This window comes from Chitinophaga sp. CCNWYY40 (genome assembly GCF_037483205.1).
GTDB lineage: Bacteria > Bacteroidota > Bacteroidia > Chitinophagales > Chitinophagaceae > Chitinophaga > Chitinophaga ginsengisegetis.
This window is the reverse complement of sequence record NZ_JBBHLF010000006.1, coordinates 242605-265693: the sequence shown is the minus strand read 5'-3', so window position 1 is coordinate 265693 and position 23089 is coordinate 242605. Positions and strand designations below refer to the sequence as shown.

General features: G+C 48.1%; 22 protein-coding genes. 11 read left to right on the top strand and 11 right to left on the bottom strand.

Going from position 1 to position 23089, the window contains the following annotated elements:
* Window positions 1–10: 10 nt before the first annotated feature.
* Window positions 11–1459 carry a circularly permuted type 2 ATP-grasp protein gene (locus tag V7S65_RS23825; protein WP_079472669.1) on the bottom strand — a complete coding sequence of 483 codons (1449 nt, stop codon included), beginning with the start codon at window positions 1457–1459 and terminating at the stop codon, window positions 11–13.
* A gap of 306 nt (window positions 1460–1765) precedes the next feature.
* Between V7S65_RS23825 and V7S65_RS23820 the strand changes: the two genes are divergently transcribed.
* Window positions 1766–4147, top strand: coding sequence for a glycoside hydrolase family 2 protein (locus tag V7S65_RS23820; protein WP_336388030.1), 2382 nt, complete (start codon window positions 1766–1768; stop codon window positions 4145–4147).
* A gap of 105 nt (window positions 4148–4252) precedes the next feature.
* Here the strand turns inward: V7S65_RS23820 and V7S65_RS23815 are convergent, their stop codons facing one another.
* Both V7S65_RS23815 and V7S65_RS23810 read right to left on the bottom strand, forming a co-directional pair.
* Window positions 4253–5086, bottom strand: a complete 834-nt coding sequence (locus V7S65_RS23815) for a ThuA domain-containing protein (protein WP_336388029.1) — start codon at window positions 5084–5086, stop codon at window positions 4253–4255.
* Between the two features lie 62 nt (window positions 5087–5148).
* Complete coding sequence (locus tag V7S65_RS23810; RefSeq protein ID WP_336388028.1) at window positions 5149–6036, bottom strand: LysR family transcriptional regulator; 888 nt, start codon at window positions 6034–6036, stop codon at window positions 5149–5151.
* A 117-nt stretch (window positions 6037–6153) separates the two neighbouring features.
* On the opposite strand from V7S65_RS23810, the gene V7S65_RS23805 reads away from it, so the two are divergent.
* Window positions 6154–7338, top strand: coding sequence for an MFS transporter (locus V7S65_RS23805; RefSeq protein WP_336388027.1), 1185 nt, complete (start codon window positions 6154–6156; stop codon window positions 7336–7338).
* An 845-nt stretch (window positions 7339–8183) separates the two neighbouring features.
* Window positions 8184–8660, top strand: coding sequence for a VOC family protein (locus V7S65_RS23800; RefSeq protein WP_336388026.1), 477 nt, complete (start codon window positions 8184–8186; stop codon window positions 8658–8660).
* A 4-nt stretch (window positions 8661–8664) separates the two neighbouring features.
* Here the strand turns inward: V7S65_RS23800 and V7S65_RS23795 are convergent, their stop codons facing one another.
* Window positions 8665–9084 carry a VOC family protein gene (locus V7S65_RS23795; protein ID WP_079472676.1) on the bottom strand — a complete coding sequence of 140 codons (420 nt, stop codon included), beginning with the start codon at window positions 9082–9084 and terminating at the stop codon, window positions 8665–8667.
* Window positions 9085–9207: 123 nt separating this feature from the next.
* Here V7S65_RS23795 and V7S65_RS23790 point away from each other — a divergent pair, with 123 nt between their 5' ends.
* From V7S65_RS23790 to V7S65_RS23775, 4 genes are all read left to right on the top strand, one after another.
* Window positions 9208–10200, top strand: a complete 993-nt coding sequence (locus V7S65_RS23790) for a GlxA family transcriptional regulator (protein WP_336388025.1) — start codon at window positions 9208–9210, stop codon at window positions 10198–10200.
* A 2-nt stretch (window positions 10201–10202) separates the two neighbouring features.
* Entirely contained in the window at window positions 10203–10643 is a 441-nt protein-coding gene (locus tag V7S65_RS23785; protein ID WP_079472678.1) for an SRPBCC family protein, read from the top strand.
* Window positions 10644–10807: 164 nt separating this feature from the next.
* On the top strand, window positions 10808–13432 hold the full coding sequence (locus V7S65_RS23780; protein WP_336388024.1) for a glycoside hydrolase family 2 protein: 2625 nt from the start codon (window positions 10808–10810) through the stop codon (window positions 13430–13432).
* Window positions 13433–13590: 158 nt separating this feature from the next.
* Window positions 13591–14064, top strand: a complete 474-nt coding sequence (locus V7S65_RS23775; protein ID WP_079472680.1) for a GNAT family N-acetyltransferase — start codon at window positions 13591–13593, stop codon at window positions 14062–14064.
* Here the strand turns inward: V7S65_RS23775 and V7S65_RS23770 are convergent.
* The gene (locus V7S65_RS23770; RefSeq protein WP_336388023.1) at window positions 14056–15144 is read right to left on the bottom strand and encodes a mechanosensitive ion channel family protein; all 1089 of its coding nucleotides are present in this window, start codon (window positions 15142–15144) and stop codon (window positions 14056–14058) included. The two genes, V7S65_RS23775 and V7S65_RS23770, sit on opposite strands and share 9 nt — an antisense overlap.
* Window positions 15145–15156: 12 nt before the next feature.
* Window positions 15157–16215 (bottom strand): quinone oxidoreductase family protein, encoded by a 1059-nt coding sequence (locus tag V7S65_RS23765; RefSeq protein WP_336388022.1) that lies wholly within the window; start codon window positions 16213–16215, stop codon window positions 15157–15159.
* A gap of 78 nt (window positions 16216–16293) precedes the next feature.
* On the opposite strand from V7S65_RS23765, the gene V7S65_RS23760 reads away from it, so the two are divergent.
* Window positions 16294–16674 carry a winged helix-turn-helix transcriptional regulator gene (locus V7S65_RS23760; RefSeq protein WP_339546511.1) on the top strand — a complete coding sequence of 127 codons (381 nt, stop codon included), beginning with the start codon at window positions 16294–16296 and terminating at the stop codon, window positions 16672–16674.
* Window positions 16675–16703: 29 nt separating this feature from the next.
* On the opposite strand, the gene V7S65_RS23755 is transcribed toward V7S65_RS23760, so the two are convergent.
* Window positions 16704–17372, bottom strand: a complete 669-nt coding sequence (locus V7S65_RS23755) for an NAD(P)H-dependent oxidoreductase (RefSeq protein WP_079472683.1) — start codon at window positions 17370–17372, stop codon at window positions 16704–16706.
* A gap of 98 nt (window positions 17373–17470) precedes the next feature.
* On the opposite strand from V7S65_RS23755, the gene V7S65_RS23750 reads away from it, so the two are divergent.
* On the top strand, window positions 17471–17836 hold the full coding sequence (locus tag V7S65_RS23750) for a winged helix-turn-helix transcriptional regulator (protein WP_111579280.1): 366 nt from the start codon (window positions 17471–17473) through the stop codon (window positions 17834–17836).
* Here the strand turns inward: V7S65_RS23750 and V7S65_RS23745 are convergent.
* Window positions 17825–18466 (bottom strand): VOC family protein, encoded by a 642-nt coding sequence (locus tag V7S65_RS23745; protein WP_336388020.1) that lies wholly within the window; start codon window positions 18464–18466, stop codon window positions 17825–17827. The two genes, V7S65_RS23750 and V7S65_RS23745, sit on opposite strands and share 12 nt — an antisense overlap.
* Window positions 18467–18567: 101 nt before the next feature.
* On the opposite strand from V7S65_RS23745, the gene V7S65_RS23740 reads away from it, so the two are divergent.
* Complete coding sequence (locus tag V7S65_RS23740; RefSeq protein ID WP_336388019.1) at window positions 18568–19173, top strand: TetR/AcrR family transcriptional regulator; 606 nt, start codon at window positions 18568–18570, stop codon at window positions 19171–19173.
* Window positions 19174–19220: 47 nt separating this feature from the next.
* Here V7S65_RS23740 and V7S65_RS23735 read toward each other — a convergent pair whose 3' ends face one another.
* Complete coding sequence (locus V7S65_RS23735; RefSeq protein ID WP_336388018.1) at window positions 19221–19688, bottom strand: YMGG-like glycine zipper-containing protein; 468 nt, start codon at window positions 19686–19688, stop codon at window positions 19221–19223.
* Window positions 19689–19754: 66 nt separating this feature from the next.
* Window positions 19755–20216, bottom strand: a complete 462-nt coding sequence (locus V7S65_RS23730; protein ID WP_336388017.1) for a GNAT family N-acetyltransferase — start codon at window positions 20214–20216, stop codon at window positions 19755–19757.
* A 194-nt stretch (window positions 20217–20410) separates the two neighbouring features.
* Between V7S65_RS23730 and V7S65_RS23725 the strand changes: the two genes are divergently transcribed.
* On the top strand, window positions 20411–22024 hold the full coding sequence (locus tag V7S65_RS23725; RefSeq protein WP_336388016.1) for a glycoside hydrolase family 43 protein: 1614 nt from the start codon (window positions 20411–20413) through the stop codon (window positions 22022–22024).
* Window positions 22025–22033: 9 nt separating this feature from the next.
* Here V7S65_RS23725 and V7S65_RS23720 read toward each other — a convergent pair whose 3' ends face one another.
* Window positions 22034–23053 carry a LacI family DNA-binding transcriptional regulator gene (locus V7S65_RS23720; RefSeq protein WP_079472690.1) on the bottom strand — a complete coding sequence of 340 codons (1020 nt, stop codon included), beginning with the start codon at window positions 23051–23053 and terminating at the stop codon, window positions 22034–22036.
* Window positions 23054–23089: the final 36 nt, after the last annotated feature.

The window sequence follows — 23089 nt, the reverse complement described above, 5'->3', positions numbered from 1 at the left end:
GTGTTTTAGTTTATGATGCCAGTACCCAGGTGTCTTTACTGCCGCCACCCTGTGAGCTGTTTACTACGAGGGAGCCTTCTTTCAGGGCTACCCTGGTTAATCCGCCGGGAACAATAGAGATGCCGTCTGGTCCTACGAGGGCATAAGGTCTCAGGTCTACCCGGCGCGGTTGCAGCATTCCGTCGAGGTAACAAGGGGCGGTAGACAGGCTGATAGTGGGCTGTGCGATGAAATTGCGGGGATCTTTCAGTATTTCTTTTTTATAACTTTCTATTTCTGATTCGGAGGCAGCATGCCCCATTAACATGCCATAGCCGCCGCTTTCATTGGTTTTTTTGATCACCATTTTATGCATGTTCTGAAAGACATATTCCTTATGTTCCGGGTTACCCAAACTATAGGTAGGTACGTTTTTCAGGAGCGGTGTTTCATTCAGGTAATATTTGATCATGTCGGGCACGTAGCTGTATACAGCTTTATCATCGGCCACACCGTTGCCGGTGGCGTTGATGATGGCTACATTGCCTTTGCGGTAAGCGCTCATCAGGCCGGCTACGCCGAGTACACTTTTAGGATTGAACACCAGCGGATCTATAAACTCATCATCCACGCGGCGATAAATCACATCTACCTGTTGCAAACCGGTGGTGGTTTTCATGTATACTTTCTGATCGCGTACCACCAGGTCGCGGCCTTCCACCAGTTCTACGCCCATGAGGCGGGCCAGCGTGGTATGCTCATAGTAGGCGGAGTTGTACATACCGGGACTGAGCAAAACGATGGTGGGATTGGCGACCGCCCGCGGCGACAGCGACAGGAGGTTTTTATAAAGAATAGATGGGTACTCCGTTACGCTGCGCACCTTGCACTGTGGCAGCAGGTCGGGGAAAAGCCGTTTGGTGATTTCGCGGTTTTCCAGCATATAACTCACGCCGGAAGGCGTACGGAGATTATCTTCCAGCACATAGAAAGTACCGTCGTAATCCCGGATAAGGTCTATCCCGGCAATATGGATATAAATGTCGTAGGGCACATTCAGCTGATGCATTTCCCGCAGGAAATGAGGGCAGGAGTAGATCAGTGAAGCAGGGATCACGCCATCGCGGATAATAAACTGGTTATTATATACATCTTTCAGAAAAAGGTTGAGGGCTTTCAAACGTTGTTTAATACCTTTTTCAATAAAGGTCCATTCGGCGCAGGTGATGATGCGGGGGATAATATCAAACGGAAAGATCTTTTCAATCCCTTCTCCGCTGTCGTATACCGTGAAGGTGATCCCCTGGCTCATAAACAGCCGTTTCGCCAGTTCTTCTTTCTTATTGAGGTCGTTGGCAGATTCATTCTCCAGATAGCTGATAATCCGGTGGTATTGCTCCCGGAGGTGATTATCGGCAATGTACATTTCATCCCAGGTGTTGGAGATGTGATCATAGCGGTTGAGGTTTATAGTATTCATTTTAATAATATTTTAATTATGCCATAGGATGAGATTGTTTTTGTATAATTTATGAATAAAATATTAATTATCATAAAGAGATGCTGTTTATTTTTTAATTATAGAGATGATTATATAACATTATTGTAAAATATAATATTAATGAAAATGCAAAATATACAGATTAACAAACCTTAAAAGTTAAGTCCGTTTATTCATCGGGAATTATGTATATTTTGCTACCGTACCTGTTTTAGCCATTAAGATGAACTGAAGATCACAACCCTGTCAACCACTCAATTTAACCACAAAGAAATAAGTAACTCCATGATGAGAACACCATTACTGGCCGCTGCCTTGCTGTTATCCGGCCTTTGCCCGCTACAGGCACAAACCACTTATAAAATGAAGCCCGTTGCCATTCAATCCAGGTGGGCAAAAGAAGTAAGTCCGCAAAACGCCCTCACCGCTTATCCACGGCCACAACTGGAACGGAGCAACTGGCAAAACCTCAACGGTCTCTGGGAATACGCTATCACCGCCACTGATGAAGCAGCGCCTTATAATTTCGACGGACAAATACTGGTGCCTTATCCACTGGAATCGGCACTGTCGGGGGTAAAGAAAACACTGCTCCCGGAGCAACGGCTCTGGTACCGTCGTAAAATTGAGATCAAGCAAAACGCCGGCGAAAGAACACTCCTGCATTTTGGCGCGGTCGACTGGCAAAGCAAAGTATATCTCAACGGGAAAGAAGTGGGTGGTCACACCGGCGGCTATACGTCGTTTACCATCGATATCACCAACGCTGTAAAAAATGGTGAAAACATCCTGGTACTGAAGATCTACGATCCGTCCGACAGGGGCATCGGTCCTTCCGGCAAGCAGGTGCTCAACCCTGCCAATATTTATTACACGCCCAGCTCCGGCATCTGGCAAACCGTTTGGCTGGAGAAAGTGCCAACAGATTATATCTCCGGGTTAAATTTCACACCGGATATAGATAAGCAGCAGCTTAACCTTACCGTAAGCGCTCCTGCCGGCTACACCGTAGAAGCCATCGCCTCTGCCAACGGTAAGCCCGCAGGTAAAGTGAAAGGCAAAAGCGGCGCGCCACTGCAGCTAAAGCTGGAAAACCCCACTTTATGGTCGCCCGGAAACCCTTTCCTGTACGACCTTTCCGTGAAGCTCCTGAAAGGCAATACCGTTGCCGATGAAGTGAAAAGTTATTTCGGTATGCGCAAAGTATCTATCGCAAAAGATGAAAAAGGAGTGGACCGCATCTTCCTCAACAACAAACCATACTTCAATCTCGGTACACTGGACCAGGGCTTCTGGCCCGATGGTTTATACACCGCGCCAACTGATGAAGCACTGGCATTCGATATCAAAGCCATCAAGGCAATGGGCTTTAACACCATCCGTAAGCATATCAAGGTAGAACCGGACCGCTGGTACTACTGGGCAGATAAACTCGGCATGCTGGTATGGCAGGATATGGTAAGTCCCAATCACAGCCTGCCGGAAGGCGCCAAAGCGGCCTTTGAACAACAATGCAAAGAAACGCTGGCACAACTGCATAACTATCCCTCCGTTACCACCTGGGTGCTCTTCAACGAAAAATGGGGACAGTTTGATCAGCAGCGCCTGACAGAATGGATCAAACGCAGCGACCCTTCCCGTCTCGTTAACGGCCACTCCGGGGAATACCTGTATGTAAATGAAAAACTCCGCAGTCCCAGTCCGAATGCATACGTCAGTGCAGACCTCACCGATGTACACAGCTACCCCAATCCCATGAACGCTATTAAGATGCCCGGAAAGGCCCGCGTACTGGGCGAGTTCGGCGGTATCGGCGTATTCATCGCCGATCATCAGTGGAATACTAATACCGCCTGGGGATACATCCAGGAAAAACCGGGCGCGCTGAAATCGAAATATGCCGTGATGAACCAACACCTGCAATTACTGGAACGGCAAGGCTTATCCGCCAGCATCTACACCCAACCTTTTGATGTGGAAGGAGAACAAAATGGGTTGCTCACGTACGACCGCGAAGTAGTAAAAATTCCGTTTGCGGAAATAAGAAAAATTCATGCACCTCTCAATAAAGACATGGGAGTTATTCCCGCTGTCGCCGCACAGGACGCCGATCTCACAGAACCCACCGCTATTTACAGCGCCATGCTGCAGGAGTACATCGATGGTAAAAAAGATCCGGAGTTTTTAAGAAAGCTGGCAATGCTGGCCGTGCAGGCAGGCGATAAAGATGGAGCCGCCCTCGCAGGAGCCGACTATTTCGCCGTGATGAAACAGCCCTATTCAGAAGACGATCTTCGTTATGTGATGCAGGTAACCGGCAGCACCCGCGACACCGGCTTCTCCATTATCCGCGATAACATGGAAGCCATCGATAAAGCAATGGGCGCACGACAAGCGGCCGTAAAAATGATGAACCTCATTTACCAGGACCTCATTGCACCCGCCGTACCGGAAAATGGCACTAACCCTGATTGGGGCGCTATCTACACAGCCGTAAAGCCTTATGGCGCGCCGGGAGAGGAAATATACCTGCGGGCAAGAACAATCTATCTGCTCAATAAACAGGATAAGGCCGGGTTTAAAACAGTGGCCAAAGAATACCTGGATAAGTACGGACAGTTTGTAAAACTGGATGAGAAGAAAAAGATAGAAGCGTTTATGAATTAAAAGCGGATTTTGTCTTTCTCGGGATTAGGCTGATTATACTGATTACTTTGATTTTACTTTTTAAATCAACAGCAGCGCACCGGTATACATCGGTGCGCTGCTTTTTTATTTCTTCTTCCCCATCCACTCCAGCGCATCCAGTATCAGCCTGTTCTGCGTTTCATTCGCAAATGTGAAAGATAATTCCTTATTGGTATGATGCTCATAGTCGATATCGTTATGCCCCATATTCAGGTATAGCATCTTGTATTTTTTGTTAGTCCATACAACGGGGTAGTAGCCGCTGTGCCAGATCTCATGTGGCTTGGGGCCGGTACCCAGCGGAAAGCTGCTGGAATCCACCGACAGCAATATTTTAATGTCCGGGTTTTTACGCAGATCATTGCTCCAGCGGTACCACTCATTGGGAGCGGCAGAGAAAGTATCCGGCAGATTCCTGGTGGCCGGATGCCGGTGGTCTTCCACACGCAGCACAGCGGAAGTGGGGCGCCAGGTGTTGCTGCCGTAAGATCCGGAGCCCAGGAAGGTGTTGTGGTACCAGTTCCAGTTTTGAGGTACATCCGATGGCGTGAGCGCAAAAGCTGCGAAGTGAAAGCCTATCCAGCCGCCGCCATGTTCCATGTATTGCTGAAACGCGGCGCGCTGTGCAGCATCTTCCGGCCGCGTATCCAGGAAAATCACTACCTGGTACTTCGAGAGGAATGCCGCATTCAGGTTTTGCCAGTTGTTGGTGGAGTCGTAGCTGAAATGATATTTCGCGGCCATCTCCGGAAACCACTTATTGGCTTCATGTACAAAACTGATGTGTGCCTGGTCGTTTTTAGCAGTATAAAAGGCGATCACCCGGAAGCGGGGAGGAGTTTGTTGGGCCTGGCTCATGGCGCTGCCAAACAGGCTTAAAATAAGCCAAAGGGTGCTTAGGTGGAATCTTAGCTTCATAAATAGTAAAATGATCGTTCAGAACTACAAAATAAACTTTATTTTTCTTTTCAGCAGCCTCTTTAAAGTTGCAGCAGGTTCCGCACAATTTTCACCCGGTCGGAGGCCATCCGGGTATTGTCGTAAGCCAGGTACAGCGTATTGCTGGCAGGCACATTACCCCGCCATACTTCTTTCAGTTCCCCTTTTTTGATGCCTTCTTTCACCATATAATCGGCGGTGATGGTAACACCGTTACCACAACTGATCGCCTGCAGGATGGTTTGCATGTCCGGGATAATAAACTGCGGTTTGACAGCAGGACGTTTGCGGAAATTCTCCAGCCAGAAACGCCGTATCACCGGGAGGTCGCTGCTGTAGGCAAACCATTGCTGTTTCAGGAGCCACGACTCTGCTTCATCCAGCGTTTTCTTTTTCAGGAAGTTTTTAAATGGTTTGATATCAAGATCCGGGCTGGATACAATCAGGAACTGCTCGCGGAGTATGGGTTCGTAGATGATGTTCTTTTCTTCTGTCAGCTGCGTGGCAATGAGGAAATCAAGATCGCCTTTCTGCAGCCGCCGCAGCAGGTCTTTGGTAAGACCAAACTCCGTTATGATATTCGCCGGCACATCGCTGATACGTTTGGCTACTACGGCCTGGAAATATTCTTTCACCGCGCCGATGTGAATATTGGGTAATTGTTTGGTGATACAGAAGTAACGGAAATCAGCTTCTACATTCTCCAGTTTTTCCAGCGGCTCTACCACCTGCGTATAAAATAACTTGCCATAATCAGTAGGTACCAGCTTGGGCTTACGCTCAAACAGCTGTTTCCCGATATGCGCTTCCAATGCAGATAAATGCTGACTTACATTCGGCTGCGAAATAAACAGCATCTTTGATGCCGCCGTTAGTGAGCCGGTTTGATATACGGCTTTAAATGTTCTGTACCACTCCAGGTTAACCATCCTGCAAGTTATAAATATTTTTATGATGATTGATAAATCATATTATTTTCTTTATATGATATAGTCCCTCACTTTTGTATCTGCAAAAAAGCATGGCATTATTCAACCACAAAGCAAATGAAAAGGATCGCATATATTGGAAGTCTTGGTTTACTTGGCATCATCACCACCGAATTCGGTGTAATTGGTATACTTCCGCAACTGGCGGCATATTACAACATCTCTATCGATCAGGCAGGCACCCTGTTAAGTGCCTTTGCATTGGTGATTGCACTGGGAGGCCCCCTGATGACACTCTGGTTATCAGGATATAACCGTAAAACGCTGATGGCTGTCAGCATTTCTATTTTTCTTATAACAGGAGTGGTATCATCTTTATCACCTCCCTTCTGGTTACTGCTGCTGGTGCGGATGTTGCCGGCATTCCTGCAGCCGGTGTACATTTCCACAGCCATCGCAGCCGCTACCGGTGCGGCCGATAAAAAGCACACCCATAAAATGATGGCTATCGTAATGAGCGGCATTGCTCTTGCAACGGTTACGACTATACCGTTTGCTACCTGGCTGGCAGGGATCTATAACAGCTGGCAATTATCGTTTGTAGTACAAACTATTGTGAGCGCGCTGGCCCTGATTGCCATCCTTGCTTTTCTGCCATCGATGCCGGCAGGGGAAAAACCATCTTATGGCGCGCAGCTGAAAATACTCACCAAACCTGCGTTCCTGGCCAGTAGTATCATGAACGTGTTTATGGTGTCGGCCATGTTTTCCACCTACAGTTATTTTGCGGACTATCTTGGAAAAGTAAATCATATGTCCACCGGCGAAGTAGGCGTAATGCTGCTGTTGTTTGGCGCCGCCGGCGTACCCGGCAACTTCCTGGCGGGTAAACTGCTGAGCAAAAGTGTAACCGCTACCATGGCTGCTTCCCTCGTCGCTATTACCCTGGTGTCTATCGGGATTTACTATCTCCCGCTGTTGTCGGTGCCGCTCATTATTGTATGGGGTTTCCTGCACACGCCCTGCTTTATTACCGCACAGGCGTATATGGTGGCTGCTGCACCGGAAGCGCCGGGGTTTGCCACCAGTTTATCTATTTCTTTCGGCAATATGGGTGTTACCCTGGGAACAGCCGTTAGCGGCTGGATTATTACCACGCAGGGCATTCACAACGCTCCCTGGGTGATGCTGCTCTTCGGTACCGGCTCTTTGCTTATGATGGGACTAAAAGAATTGCTGGCCGCCCGCGAAAAGCAATCGTCTCCGGCGATAGGAAATTGTGTTGGAGCAGGATTAAACTGATTTTGCTGATTACATTGATTTTATTTTTGGGATTTTTGATAAAAGATCAGGGGAGATGGATTTCCCCTGATCTTTATAAGTCCCTAAAACCATTTCATACAGAAATAGAGCACAATGACCGATAGTATCTGGATACAGATTGCCGCCAGAAGTCTCTTAATACCCCCGGTTTTGGATGGGCTGAATACATATACCGCATAGGAAAAAAAATATACAGCCATCGCCAATACCACAACTATTAAAAGATTTGGACCTTCAGGATCATTGAAAACGTAGAACAGCATTCTGGAACAAATGAGGGCCGTTGCTGCCAGGATTATTAACGAAGTCTTTTTTGACTTGAAATATAAATTTGCGACGTTATTACCCATGTTCATAAGATGACCATTTTCTTAAATGAATAATCTACTCCGGAATTTTGTTTTTTGCCCGGTTACGTTTATCTTTATAAAGTACCTAAAGCATTGATATCCAGTTTGTTTCTCTGATGCATCCCCCCTAAGGAATCTTCCGGAACCCCCTATAGCGCATTGGTACACAATATGTTACCGATCAAGTCCACATCACCTCCACGTCAACTCCATGTTCTCTCCACATCAAAGGTAAGTGTAAAGTATCTGCAAAGCATGTGCAAAGTATTGCCTGTCTATTGTTCAAGCTATCATCTTCCAAAGAAAAAAGTAAAATCAATGTAATCAGCAAAATCAGTTTAATCCTGTTCCAGGACAACCTCCGCTTTGTCGCAAGTGCCCCCAAAGAATGTCGCTTTTGCACCGTCAATATGAAAAAGACGGCAGGTATCTTTGTAACGAAATGAAAAATCTGTAAAACTTCAATCTATCGTTATGCAAAAGATCACCCCATCATTATGGTTTAATATGAATGCAGAAGAAGCGATCAGCTTTTACTCATCTATCTTCAAAAATTCAAAAGTAACAGACAAGTCATATTACGGGGAAGGATCTCCTATTCCTGCCGGTACGCTGCTCGCCGCCACCTTTCACCTGGAAGGACAGGAGTTCCTGGCTATCAATGCAGGACCACAGTTCCCGTTCACAGAAGCCATTTCTTTTACGGTATATTGTGAAGCCCAAGAAGAAGTAGATTACTACTGGTCGAAGCTCACCGCAGATGGAGGAAAAGAAGTGCAATGCGGCTGGCTGAAAGATAAATTTGGCTTGTCCTGGCAGATTACGCCCACCATCATGTCTAAATTTCTGAGTGATCCTGATAAAGAAAAGTCGGGCAGAGCCATGCAGGCCATGATGAAAATGGTGAAACTGGATATCGCAGCGCTTGAAAAAGCATTTAACGGAAAATAGAGCATTATTGCCGGCTGTTGCCTTCAAAATTAATGAGCCAGTGAAGACCAAACTTATCGGTAAGTCCACCGAATAAAGCGCCCCAGAAAGTACTTTCCAGCGGATGCGTAGGAATACCATCCGCAGAAAGACGGGCATAAAAAGTACGGGCCTCGTCTTCACTGTTGCAGTTCAGTAATAAAGAAACGGTATTGCCGGCGGTAAGTCCCGCTTCAGGCACCATATCGGACGCAGTGAGTACCAGGCTGCCTTTGGTAAGACTGGAATGTAAAATGAACGGTTTCATAAAAGCAGGTATTTCCGCCGAAACAGGCGATTCCCCGATAGTTTGAAGCATCAGCTCTCCACCCAGGCATTCTTTGTAGAAAGTCATTGCTTCCCGGCAGTTACCGTTAAAAGTAAGGTAGGTATGGATCATGGTCATTGTAGAACCGGATTTTTGTGTGAAAACTATACTGCAAAAATCGCAAGGGTTGCGGGAAGTAACAGGGGTGTAAAGCGACAATTCTCAGGGTAATTGCGGCATAAACTATTATAATTGCAGCGTATGATACATATTTCCATCCTGGTCCCTCTCGGGCATACCAGTTTAGTTAACATCGAGGGCAGCTACCAGATTTTATCGGACATCAACAACTTCCTCGCTGAAAAGGGCCGGGAGCCCAAGTTCCAGGTGCAGCTGGTGGGATTAACCACCGAGGTAAGCCAGCGTAACCGATTATTTACGATCTCTCCTGAGGTGCTGATAAAAGATGTAAAGAAAACAGACCTGATCATTATTCCTTCGCTGCACGGGGATCAGTCGAACGCCGCGGCCATGAACCAGGATTTTATTCCCTGGATCAGGCAGCAATATCAACAGGGCGCTGCTGTAGCCAGTTTATGCCTGGGCGCTTTTTTCCTGGCAGCTACCGGCCTCCTGAAAGGCAAGCAATGCGCTACCCACTGGAAAATGGCGCAGGAGTTCAGAAGCATGTACCCCGATGTAAATCTGATGGACGACCGGATCATCACGGAAGAAGAACGCATCTATACCAGCGGCGGTGCCTATTCTTACCTCAACCTCATCCTTTACCTGGTGGAAAAGTATGCTGGCAGGGATATTGCGATCCTCACCGCTAAAGCATATGCCATTGATATTGACCGCCAGAGCCAGTCGCCTTTCATCATTTTCGAAGGACAAAAAGCACATAACGACGAACCAATCCGGAAAGCACAGGAATTTATTGAAGCCAGCTACCAGGACAAAATCACGGTAGAACAACTGTCTGATATGTCGGCTATAGGAAGAAGATCTTTTGAAAGAAGATTCAAAAAATCGACCGGTAACACGGTGATAGAATATATTCAGCGGATAAAAATAGAAGCCGCCAAACGCGACTTTGAAACCAGCACAAAAAACGTGAATGAGGTAATCTATGACGTGGGATATATCGACACAAAAACATTCCGGACAATGTTCAAAAAGGTAACCGGACTCACCCCGCTGGAATACCGGAACAAATACAACAAACAAATTATGAACCCTGTAAATGACTAGTTATGGAAAAAACAACATTTAAAACGACCATCAATGCGCCACGTGAAAAAGTATGGGACGTACTTTGGGGCGAAACTTCCTACCAGCAATGGACAGCCCCTTTTGCTGAGGGCTCTCAGGTAGATACCAACTGGGAGAAAGGAAGCAAAGTCATATTCCACGATGGCAGTAACCGCGGCATGGTGGCCAGGATCGCAGACAAAGTGCCCAATGAATTTATGTCGTTCCAACACCTCGGTGAAATTGATAACGGTGTGGAAGACCTCACCAGCGACAAAGTAAAAGCCTGGGCCGGCGCTTATGAAAATTATACGCTTACTAACGTGAACGGCAAAACGGAGTTACTCGTGGAAATGGACCTGGCAGACGATTTTAAAGATTACTTCAGTAAAACCTGGCCCGTAGCGCTGGATAAAGTAAAGGAATTAGCAGAGCAGCAGTAATATTCTCCCTTCGCCCGCCATACAACAGCAGGCGAAGGGATTTTTTATTATTTCCGGGAGAAACAATCCTGCGCAGAAAATACCTGCTTTGATCCGGAATACGGTTGTGCTATCTTTGCGGTTATTGTAACAGGTAACTACAGGCCGTAAAAATAAAATGCACTATGTTTCGGAAATCAACGATCTCCTGCCTGCTGATTTTATCTTTTTTAAGATTATCAGCGCAGGAAAAATATGAACTCAACAGCGGATGGCAATGCAATAATATCGCCGGCGTAAAAGTTACCGGTCAGCAACTCTCAGATCCGGCATATACTCTCTCCGGATGGACGCCGGCCACTGTACCAGGTACGGTGCTTACCACGCTCCTGGATAATAAGCAGGTACCCGATCCGATGTATGGCATGAACAATGAAAAGATACCGGATATCTACCACACCGGCCGCGATCATTACACTTATTGGTTTGTAAAGGATTTTACAGAACAGCCGGCCACCGGCGATGCGCAGGTATGGCTGCATCTCCGGGCTGTAAATGATGGCTGCGATATTTACCTGAACGGCCACCGCGTTAATAAAACTACCCACTACGGCGCCTATCTCCGCCAAACATATAACATCACACCCTTCCTGGCGAAAAACGGGAAAAACCGTTTGGCTGTAATCGTGTACCCACCCCAGTTTCCGGGTAATCCCAATGGCGGACAGGGAGGCGATGGCACCATTGCAAAAAATAACGGTCCGCAGTATACCGCCGGGTGGGACTGGATCCAACCCATGCGCGACCGCAACACCGGCATATGGGATAAAGTGACCATTGAAAAAACAGGCGCCGTAAGGATTAAAGATCCGCACATCATTACCCGTGTACCCGGTACCCGCCAGCCGCAAGGCCCGCAGGCGCCCGCTACCCTGCAGGTAGGAGCAGCCCTGGAAAATGCTACCGCCAGAAATGTCACCGGCACTTTGCAATACATCCTCGCCGGTAACCACATCACAAAAAAAGTAACGTTGCCGCCACATACCACTACCACTGTGCAACTGCCGGACCTGCTGCTGAAACAGCCACTGTTATGGTGGCCCGCCGGTTATGGCCCGCAGTCGCTGTATCAGCTGCAATTGCAGTTTGTAAACAACGGCAAAACGGATGATCAGGAAGACGTGGAATTTGGTGTTCGTGAAATTCAAACATACTGGAATGCACACACCGGCAGCAGGGAAATTGCCGTAAACGGTCAGAAGATATTTATTAAAGGCGGCAACTGGATCACCTCCGATGCCCTGTTCCGCTTCACAAAAGAAAGATACGATGCAGAAGTACGCTTCCACCGCGATATGAACCTGAACCTTATCCGGATCTGGGGCGGCAGCCTTACGGAACGACCAGAGTTCTACGAAGCCTGCGATAAGTACGGCCTGCTGGTGTTCCAGGACTTCTGGATATCGGGCGACTGTAACGGCAGATGGCAGGACCCCATGAAGAAAGAAGACCAGTGGACCCGTCGTAAATACCCCGACAACCACTCCCTGTTCCTCGAAAGTGTAGCCGACCAGGTGAAGATGTTACGCAACCATGCCTCGCTGGCTTTCTGGTGCGGAGGAAATGAAATTACGCCTCCGGCGGATTTGTTCGCCGCCATGAAGGATTCTATTATTCCAACACTGGACGGTACACGCTATTTCTTCGACTACTCCAACTCCGACAGTATGTCGCACAACACGCTTGGCGGCAATGGCGACGGTCCTTACGGTATTCAGCCACTGTCTACCTTCTGGAGCACCCGCACCTTTCCGTTTAACTCCGAAGTAGGTTCGGTAGGTACGGGCGATTATGAATCACTCGAAAGATTCCTCCCCGCGGAAAACCTGGTGCCGCCCGATCAGCAAACCGGCAAAACCGATGCGGTATGGGATTACCATAAGTACATCGCTTATAACAAAGCCGTAGATCCCTATGGGAAAACAAACGACCTGAGAGAGTGGGCCAACAAAGCACAGCTGGTAAACTACGATCAGTACCGCGCTTTAATGGAAGGCTTCAGCTCACACATGTGGGATTGGTACACCGGCGTGATCATCTGGAAAACGCAAAACCCCTGGACTGCCCTGCGCGGCCAGATGTATGATTACTACCTCGATCCCAACGCATGCCTGTATGGCACCCGCAAAGGAGCCACCCCGCTGCACGTGATGTATGATCCGGAAGAAGGAATGGTGATGGCCGTGAACAACACCTTCCAATACGCCCGCGACCTGATGCTGGAATTAAAAACATACGACATGCAGGGCAATGACAGCCTGCTCACACAGGTGTTTGTAGAAGTAGGACCCACCACCGTGCAAAAGTTTATGAATATGAAACCCCTCCTGGATAAACTAAAAGCGCAGCAGGGATTGTTCTTCTCTTTACGCTTGCTGAATGCCCATCAACAGGTGGTAGATGAAAACCTGTACTGGTTGCCGGATGCCAAAGGAAATTATTCCGGGCTGGCACAAATGCCGGCAGCAGGAGTGAAGGTAACTGCAGTGAAAGCGGGAGCCGACAGTATTAACGTTACCATCAGCAACCCGGCAGGAGGGCCTGTGGCATTTTTCAACCGCGTATCGCTGGTAAATACACAGAACAAGAAAAGGATCTTACCGGTATTTTACAGCGATAATTATATTTCTGTATTACCCGGCGAACAGAAAACGATCAGCATCAGCGGCGGCGCTACCGCCACCAGCAAGGATGCGCAGATAGAAATTTATGGTAATAATGTAAAGCGGCAGTACATCGCTGTTCAATAATCAAACATATTACAGGCATCTGTGTAAACAGATGCCTGTTTTTTTGTATATTCATTTTGTTAATCTGTTCCCTGAACCTGTTTGTAGCTGTTGCCCTGGGACCCGATTCGTAAGAAAATACCTATTATTCCAATTTATAGCAACAAAACTATTCATCGATGACCTCCCTGCAGGAAGAAACAACTATCCGGAAATTAGCCACCAACGAGAAGATGCCCTATGACCTGTTGCTACTGGCCGATCCATCTGTAACCATGATCAACAGTTACCTCCCTTTCAGCGACGTATATGTGCTGGAAAAAAAGAAACAGGTAATTGCCGCCTACGTACTTTTGAAAGATAATGATGAACTGGAAATTAAGAACATCGCCGTAAACCCGGCCTACCAGGGAAAGGGCCTGGGAAAGATCCTCCTGCAGGATGCCGCGCAACGCGCCAGGGCAGGCGGCTCTAAAAAGCTTTGTATTGGTACAGGCAACTCCAGCATTGCCCAGTTGTACCTGTACCAGCGGCAGGGGTTTGAAATAACCGCCATCCGGAAAAACTATTTCACCACACACTACCCCGAACCCATTTATGAAAATGGTATTCAATGCCGGCACATGATTGTGCTGGAAAAGTCGTTATGCTGATAAGGGCTGGTCACCTTTATTTTCAATATAGGCCCTGGTTTTAGGCAAACTGTCGGGGTGATGCTCCCTTATGTATTTAATGAGGTTTTCGCGGATATAACACCGGAGGTCAAACGCATTGCCTGAACTGGAGGAACTCATCAGCGCCCTTACTTCAATGGTGCGTTCGCTGGTATTGGTTACCTGCAGGGCTTGGGCGCGTTTGTCCCACAGCGGCGATGTCTCCAGGAGTCTTTCAAACTCGGCCCTCACCTGGTCCACGGGTACGGTATAGTCCAGGTAAAAGAAGGCCGTGCCCAGTATTTCCGAACCGGTGCGGGTCCAGTTCTGAAAAGGTTTCTCTATAAAATAATTAATCGGTAAAATCAGTTTACGCTGATCCCAGATATTCAACACCACATAAGTAAGGGTAATTTCTTCCACACGTCCCCATTCACCTTCCACTACCAGTACATCATCTATCCGGATAGGCTGTGTAAATGCCAGCTGGAAACCGGCCAGCAGGTTGCCCAATGATTTCTGCGCGGCAAAACCAATAATGATACCGCCCACACCTACACCGGTGAGGAGCCCTGCGCCGAGCTTACGCATGTTGTCGAAGCTCAGTAAAATAATACAGGCCGTGATGATCAATATCAGCGCAATAGACACCTTACGGATAAACTGCAGCTGCGTACGTATTTTACGCTCCTTCAGGTTATTGGTCTTCTTCAGGTCGTAGGTATGATATACATAATCTTCCAGCACCTTGATAGCGCCGATCACCAACGCCGCAAAAGAGAGCGTGAGCGCTATTTCCGCCACTTTACTCAGCGCAGGCACATAGCTGGGGTGTACCCGCATTAATGGGATGGCCATGTTGAGCAGCAACAACGGCAGGAAGTAATTGAACGCTTTTCCCAGGCGGAAAAGGATGGTGTGTATCAGGGAGAAATCCTGCTGTGCTCGTACAGATTGGCGTAAAAAGATCGATAACAAGTATTTGATCAGCCATCCGGTGATGACTGCAATGCCCGCCAGTATAAGGTTCCATAGGAAATTAGGCAGGTGGTCCGCATTTTCTATAAGTTGATTCCACATGCGCGCCTTGCCTCAAACATGATGCCGTGATATACCTGTTGCCATTAATTTATCATTAGAAAACAGCGCCATCACCAGCTTGCGGCCCTTGCTCTGGTTGAGTTCCAGCAGTTGGTGCGAACGTTGTACGGTATCCACACTAAACCCGCCGGTGATCCATACAGAGGAAGGCGCCAGGGCGCCGGTTTCCAGTAATTTGGTTATCTGCCGGAGGCCATCTCCATAATATTTAAAATTCCCGGTAAGCGAATATGCATAGTTGGAAATGTTCATGATCACGGCGCCTTTGTTGAACAACGTTTCCCTGGCTGCGGCTGTGGTAAGCGCCGTTACATCCTGGTAAATGCTGTTGGTAGTAAGCAGCGCTGCACTTAATTCGGACATAGTTCCGCCAACAAGATCTATGCACGCATCAAACATTTTTCCTTCCCGCTGATGTAGTATTGCCTGTAGCAAACCGGGTTGGCGGTAATTAATAATTTGGGAGACAGACAGCCCTGCGCTGACCAGCTGTTGCGTACTTTCTTCACTGCCCGCGGTGGCCAGCAGTTGCGTAAAACCTGCGTGCAGCAATAGTTTTGCCAGTACCAGTCCTACGCCTCCGGCAGCGCCGCTGATAAAAACAGGCGCCTCCGGGGAAAGTCCAAGCCTGTTTAAGCATTGCAACGCCGTAAGCGAGGCGGTTGGGATAGCGGCTGCTGTGGCAAAGGAAATACCCGCCGGCTTATGCACCAGTATATCCTGGGGCACGCTGATATATTCCGCGTAAGTGCCATTGGAGCCCATGCTGCCGGATGCCGCCATTACGGCGTCGCCGGGGCTGAACTGTGTAACGGCTTTGCCTGTTTTCACAACCACTCCTGAAAATTCGCGGCCCAGCACCGGTGAGTGCATACGCTTGCGCTCTGTAGCGCCCTGCCTGATCTGGTAGTCGATGGGGTTAAAGGCGGCCGCTGCAATCTGCACCAGCACGGCGTCGTCGCCGGGTTCCGGTATGGGCATGGTGGTCATGGAAAAGTTTTCCACGCCGCCGAAATCGTTTAATATAATCGCCTGCATCTGATGTTTCATCCCACAAAACTATTACGATGTTGGGTTATCTTTGCTATAGGTAAACCGGAGGTAACCGGTTACATGAGGAGAACCTATATGGCAACAATCAACATCAAAGGACAGATACGGGAAGCTACCTGTGAGGAAGAACTCACCGCCATGCGCGACAGCATTGAGCTATTCAGCGGCAAATGGAAACTCCAGCTGCTGCGGTATCTGGCCAACCGCACGGCAGAAAGCAATCATTTTAAAAAAATGCTGCGGGAAATCAATGGTATCTCTGCGCGTATGCTGTCGAAGGAGCTAAAGGTGCTGGAGATCAATTTCCTGGTAACCCGTACAGTGCTGGCCACCAAACCAGTCACTGTAGCGTATGCCATTACACCATACGGGCAAACTATTCTCCCCGTGGCGGAAAACCTGGTGGAGTGGGGGCTATATCACCGGGAGAAAGTAAAGTCGGCTATATCCGCATAGCGCTTATTCATGTACCCGGATAATTAATATTAATATGCGGTCAATTCAATGGCGGCTTCTTCCGCTATCTGTGTTAACCTCTCCGTCCATTTTTCTAATGCCAGTGCGCGTTCTTCCGGTGACATCCTTGCGGGGCCGTGTATTACCTGTGGTTCCAGTACGGAAAAGCCCGTGAATTGGAAGATGCCGCGGTGAATAGGTTTCAGTATGTTTTCCAGGTCGCCGTGAAGCCCGCCGCTAATATACGCATCTTCCGGTCCGCCGATGGTGAGTGAAAGCATCGCTTTCTTTCCCGTGTAAATGCCGGTTTCATAAATGTGGCCGTTTCCATAAGAGGTACCCATTGCAAATACGCGGTCTACCCAGCCTTTGAGGATGGCGGGGATGCTGAACCACCACATCGGGAACTGCCAGATCATTACATCGCACCAGGCTATTTTTTCCTGTTCGGCTGCAACATCAGCTGCAAAACCGTTTACGCGGGAGGCATGTTGTTCTTCCAGTTGTTGTTTAAAAAAAGCATCGTTGTATACACTGGTGAAATTTGTGCGGTCGGATGTTGGGTTAAACTGCATGGCATACAGGTCGGAGGTTTGCACTTCATGACCTGCTTCCTGCAATGTAGTTATTGCGGTGTTAAACATAGCCCCGTTCATACTCTTTGGTTCCGGATGCGCATACACTATTAATATCTTCATAAAAGTTGTTTTTTAAATTACTGCGGACAAAATTATTCCACGAACGTTACATTTGTATTTTTGTAGCCTATTGTATGCAACACACAAAAATGTAAGTAATGGCAAAGCGCAAGGAAACGTCTACCAATCATTTGAACCGCGAACAGATCTCAGGTGTGTGCGGAGTGGCCCATGCCATTGATATCCTGGCGGGCAGGTGGAAATTATTTATCCTGTATAAGCTGGTGAACAGAACGCTGCGCTTCAGTGAATTAAAAGAACATATTCCCAATATCACCGACCGTATGCTTACCCTGCACCTCCAGGAGCTGGAAGCCGACGGACTCGTTACCCGGACTGTATACGCCGAAGTGCCACCGAGAGTGGAATACCGGCTCACGGAAATTGCTGCACGTCTTATTCCTGTATGGGATCAGCTGAACGACTGGGGGCATCAGCACCGCGATAAGCAGCTACAGCGATAGCGTAGTGGCGTTACCGTTATTTTCTATGGTAATAACAGCGGGAAAGTATTGCGCCGGAACGTTGGTCGGAAACCAGTTTCGTCCTGCCGCCACAATGATCAGTAATCCATTATCATCTCCCAGCGCTGTAAACTGTTCCAGGCGCGGTTGCCTGGAGAAAACAGGTAATCCGTAAGTGCTGATGAGCCGGTCCGCATAACCGGTAGGATCAGTTGTTACCACACCCAGCTCACTGATACTGTCGATATACAGTTTCGCGGACTCATTCTCCAGGCCATGCCGCGCAATCAGCTCCAGCAGATTCCCATTGTTATCGTAAAAGTATACCGCCTGTGCATCCCAGTTGCTGAAATCAGCGATATAGCTGCTGCCTGTTACCGGAAGCAGGGTGGTAAAGGTTTGCAGCCACTGTACAGCTTCAGGTAGCTGGTTATGCGGAATATTGAATGCCACGTGGTATACCGGTGCAGTAGCCGTTTCCTGCTGTTCAAATGTAAGTATGGAGCTGCCGGCCTGTAAGCTGATGTGGCGGCTGCTTTCACTGATCACCGGCAATTGCAGTGACTGGGTATAAAATGCCGTGGTGGCAGTAAGGTTGTGCGTGCCTAAAATAATCTCCCTGATCTTCATCGCTGTTTGTTTTAGTACAAATGTACAAAACCATTGTTTTTAATTTGTACATTTGTACTAATTTTTTTATTTTCGTAAGATATTAAAGGCGCGGGCATCTCATGAATACAAAAGAAAAGATACTGGAAACTGCTTTAGAACTGTTTAACAAGCAGGGGATAGATGTGATCACTATCCGGCATATTGCCAAAGAAATGGGGATCAGTCACAGTAACATCCAGTACTATTTTAAAAACGCCGATGACATCATTTACACGATATATGCCCGGCACATCGATGAACTGAATGAACTGCCCGTATTTGCAAACGGGCCGGCAGCAGGGCTTTATACCCTGCAGGAGTCTATAACAACGATACTGGAACATATCTATCAGTACCGTTTTATCTACATCCATTTTGTGATGATTGCCCGGCGTATGCCGGAAATAAAGAAGGTATATGCCCAGCGGTTCAGCATCCGCAGAAGGCAATTCCTCCGGCTATTTGAAAACTACCGGGAGCAGGGTATTGTAAGAACGGATATACCGGAAGAAGTATGGGAAAGCCTGATCCGGAGCATTTATCTCATCGGCGATTTCTGGATTTCGGCGAACGAACTTACTACGGGATTGAAAGGGAAAAAGGCAGTTAATTATTATGTCCGCCTCCTTGGGGATTTATTTTATCCCTATCTCACAGAAAAAGGAAAGAAGCTGGCAGCAGCATAAAAAAACGGCGTACCCGTGAGGATACGCCGTTTCTTCATCATTATGGGTTACTGTTGTGCGGATTGTTTCTTCTTATGATCAACAATAGCACCGGTACCGGCACCTACACCAGCACCAATCAGGGTACCGATGGCAGCGCCTTTCAGGCGGTCTTTGTTTACGATAGCACCGGTTACAGCACCTGCGCCGGCGCCTACTACGGCACCCTTAGCAGTATGGCTCCACGATTTCAAGCCCTTTTTCTTTGCAGGGGCGGGCGCCGGAGCTTCTGTATTGGCTACTGCCGGAGCAGTTTCATTGTTATATTGAGTACCGGCTACGTTTTCACGACTGTGTGAACGGTTGCTTTTCAACGCATTCATGGAATCCACTACCTGCTGTTTGATGGCACTTACATTGTTCATTGAATCAATGGTGGCTTTCTTTGCACTTTCAATAGCGGCGGCATTATCAGCGTTACTTTTGCAGGAAAAGAAAACGACTGCTGCAGCTAAGGCTACGAGTATCTGTTTCATGGTTTTAAGTTCTTTACCCCGCCTCCTGTCGAAAATTGTGCCATTTTTTTAATGAATCCCGGAAACTCAGATGGGTAGCCGCATTTCCAGCATGTGCTTGCTAAAGCCGGTTTTCTCATAAGCCTTTATAGCGGGCTCATTTTCATTGTACACCTCCAGCCGCATTTCTACGATACCATGCGATTGTGCCCATGTTTTCAAACCATCTATGATCAGCTTATTTACTCCCTTACCCCGCCATGATGGCGTTACATACATAAAGCCCAGGTACGCATACTGTGCAAACTTCACATAGGGCTTTGCATCCTCTATACGGGCATAGCCGGAGCCAATAAGCTGCCCTGCCGCTTCTGCCACCAGCAGCTCAATGTGCGAAGCAGTAATCATGGCTGCTATATCGTAATAATGTATAATGCCTTCTTTTAAAGTCGGATCAAAAGGACGTTCTGCGGTGATAACTCCCTGCTCAAATTCCAGTAATGTGGGCAAATCTGCAGCAGTGGCTTTACGGATAATAATTTCCTGCATGGTTCTCTGTGTAACTGATTCTTACAAAGATCAGTTATTTTCTGTTTTCTGAAACAGGGGTATTCATGTTAGCTTTTTTATTTTACGGGAGAAGCAGTTCCTGCCGGGAACGATTGCGTAAATAACGCCCTGCTTTTGCAGGTCATTTGTTATTTTGACCGCACGTTATGAAACAAATTTCACCCGAATTTTTTATGAAGATAATTACCTGTGCGTTATGCCTGCTAACCACTACTACCGCTATCGCACAATCGGCCGCGGATATTTCTAAAGTATGGGTTTCCGATAAAGGTGATGGCACGTATAAAAACCCGGTGCTGTACGCCGACTATTCCGATCCGGATGCGATCCGTGTAGGGGAGGACTATTACATGGTTGCCTCCAGTTTTGACGCGATCCCCGGCCTGCCCATCCTGCATTCCCGCGACCTCGTGAACTGGCGCATCATCGGGCACGCATTATTACGCCAGCCTCCTTATGATCACTTTTCCGCACCACAACACGGTAACGGTGTTTGGGCGCCGGCCATACGCTATCATAACAATGAATTCTATATCTACTACCCGGACCCCGACTTCGGGATCTACGTGGTAAAATCAAAACAGATCACCGGCCCCTGGAGTACACCAGAGCTCGTGGTGGCAGGCAAAGGACTCATTGATCCCTGCCCGCTGTGGGATGATAACGGGAACGTATATATGGTACACGCATACGCCGGCAGCCGCGCAGGTATTAAAAGTATTATCGTAGTGAAAAAGCTGGATGCCACCGGTACAAAAGCTACCGATGAAGGCGTACTGGTATTTGACGGTCACGATGAACACCCTACACTGGAAGGCCCCAAGTTTTATAAACGCAACGGCTACTATTACATTTTCGCACCCGCAGGTGGCGTGGGCACCGGCTGGCAGCTGGTGATGCGCTCAAAAAATGTGTATGGCCCTTATGAAAGCAAAATAGTTATGGACCAGGGACGAACCTCCATCAACGGCCCGCACCAGGGCGCCTGGGTGCAAACACCCAAAGGGGATGACTGGTTCCTGCATTTCCAGGACCTGGAAGCTTACGGCAGGGTAGTACACCTGCAACCAATGAAATGGGTGGACAACTGGCCGGTGATAGGAACGGACAACGACCATGATGGAAAAGGAGAACCGGTACTGACCTATCGCAAACCGGTTACCGGCGCAGGTTACCCGGTGGCCACGCCACAGGAATCAGATGAGTTTAATGCTGCCACTTTAGGCTTGCAGTGGCAATGGCAGGCCAACCCGGCTGCCGGCTGGGCATTCCCGTCGGTGGCAAAAGGCAGCCTGCGCCTGTTTGCCGCGCAAATACCGGATAGCGCCCGTAACCTCTGGGAAGTACCCCAGGTACTCTTGCAGAAATTCCCGGCGCCCGTATTCAAGGCTACTACAAAACTCAGCTTTAAACCACGGCAAAACGGGGATCGCGTAAACTTCCTGGTAATGGGACTAAACTACGCAGGACTGTCGCTGATTAAAAAAGCAAACGGTATTTATTTGTCGTACTTCACCTGTACACAGGCAGATAAAGGCTCTCCTGAAAAAACAACCGCCATAACGGAGATAACGTCAACGGATATATTTTTCAGGGTAGAAGTGAGCGCAGGAGGTATTTGCCGCTTCAGTTACAGCACGGATGGAAAAACCTTCCAGGCCGCAGGTGAGCCGTTTACCGCTACTACCGGCAAATGGATAGGTGCTAAGATGGGATTGTGCTGCAGCCGCGATGTAAAAACAAATGATGCCGGCTGGGCAGATGTGGATTGGTGGAGGGTAGAATAAAACCCGCGGTTACCTTGGTGGTATCAGCAACTCAGACTGAAGCACTCTTGTTTCAAACTCTTTAACGGGCCGTTTGCTTTCTATCAGTTGCAGCAATAATTCGGTGGCTACCTGGCCCATTTCAAAAGCGGGTTGCCGTACTACGGTGATAGGCGCATGCAGCAGCTCTATCAGGTCTGAATTGGAAAAACCCGTGAGTGCCATTCCTCCGGGAATAGCCACCTTTGCCTTTTTCAGGGCACGCATGCAACCCGTGGTGAGCTTATCTGAGGTGGCAAAAATAGCATCCGGTTTAGTCTTTAATTTAATCAGCTGGTTCACCGCGTCGGTTACTTCAGGAAGCAACATGCCGCCATGAAAACAATATTTAATCAGCGCCGGCTGTGGATGAATACCATGTTTCTCCAGCGCAGCTATATATCCTGCCACCCGTTCCCGCGTAATGGAAAGATGCGCGGAGTTGGTAATACAGGCAATACGCCGGTATCCCTGCTGAAGCAGGTGCATGGTAGCGTTATAAGCGCCCTGGAAATTATCCACCATCACTTTATGCGTGGCAATGTCTTCTATAATCCTGTCGAAAAATACAATCGGGAATCCGTACTGATGCAGCGCTTTCAGATGGGTGAGGTCTTTCGTGGCACTCGATACGGAAATGAGCAACCCATCTATCGACCGGGAAGCCAGGTATTGCAAGGTTCTCACTTCTTTCTCAAAAGATTCATGACTCTGAGAAATAATTACCGTATAGCCCTTCTCGTTAGCTACCGATTCAATGCCATTGATCGTTTGTGAAAAAAAACTGTTGGCAATTTCTGATACAATCACACCAATCGACCTGCTTTTCTTTTCTTTTAAACTCAACGCAATCGGGTTGGGATGATAGTTCAGACTTGCGGCATGTTCCAGCACCAGTTGCTTGGTAGCGGCACTGATTTCATGGCTGTCACGTAACGCGCGCGACACTGTGGACGTGGACAGGCCAAGCGCCTGCGCAATATCTTTGATGGTTGCTGCTCTATACTTCATAACGGCTTCCGGACTATGTTTTCCGGTATTCTTGTT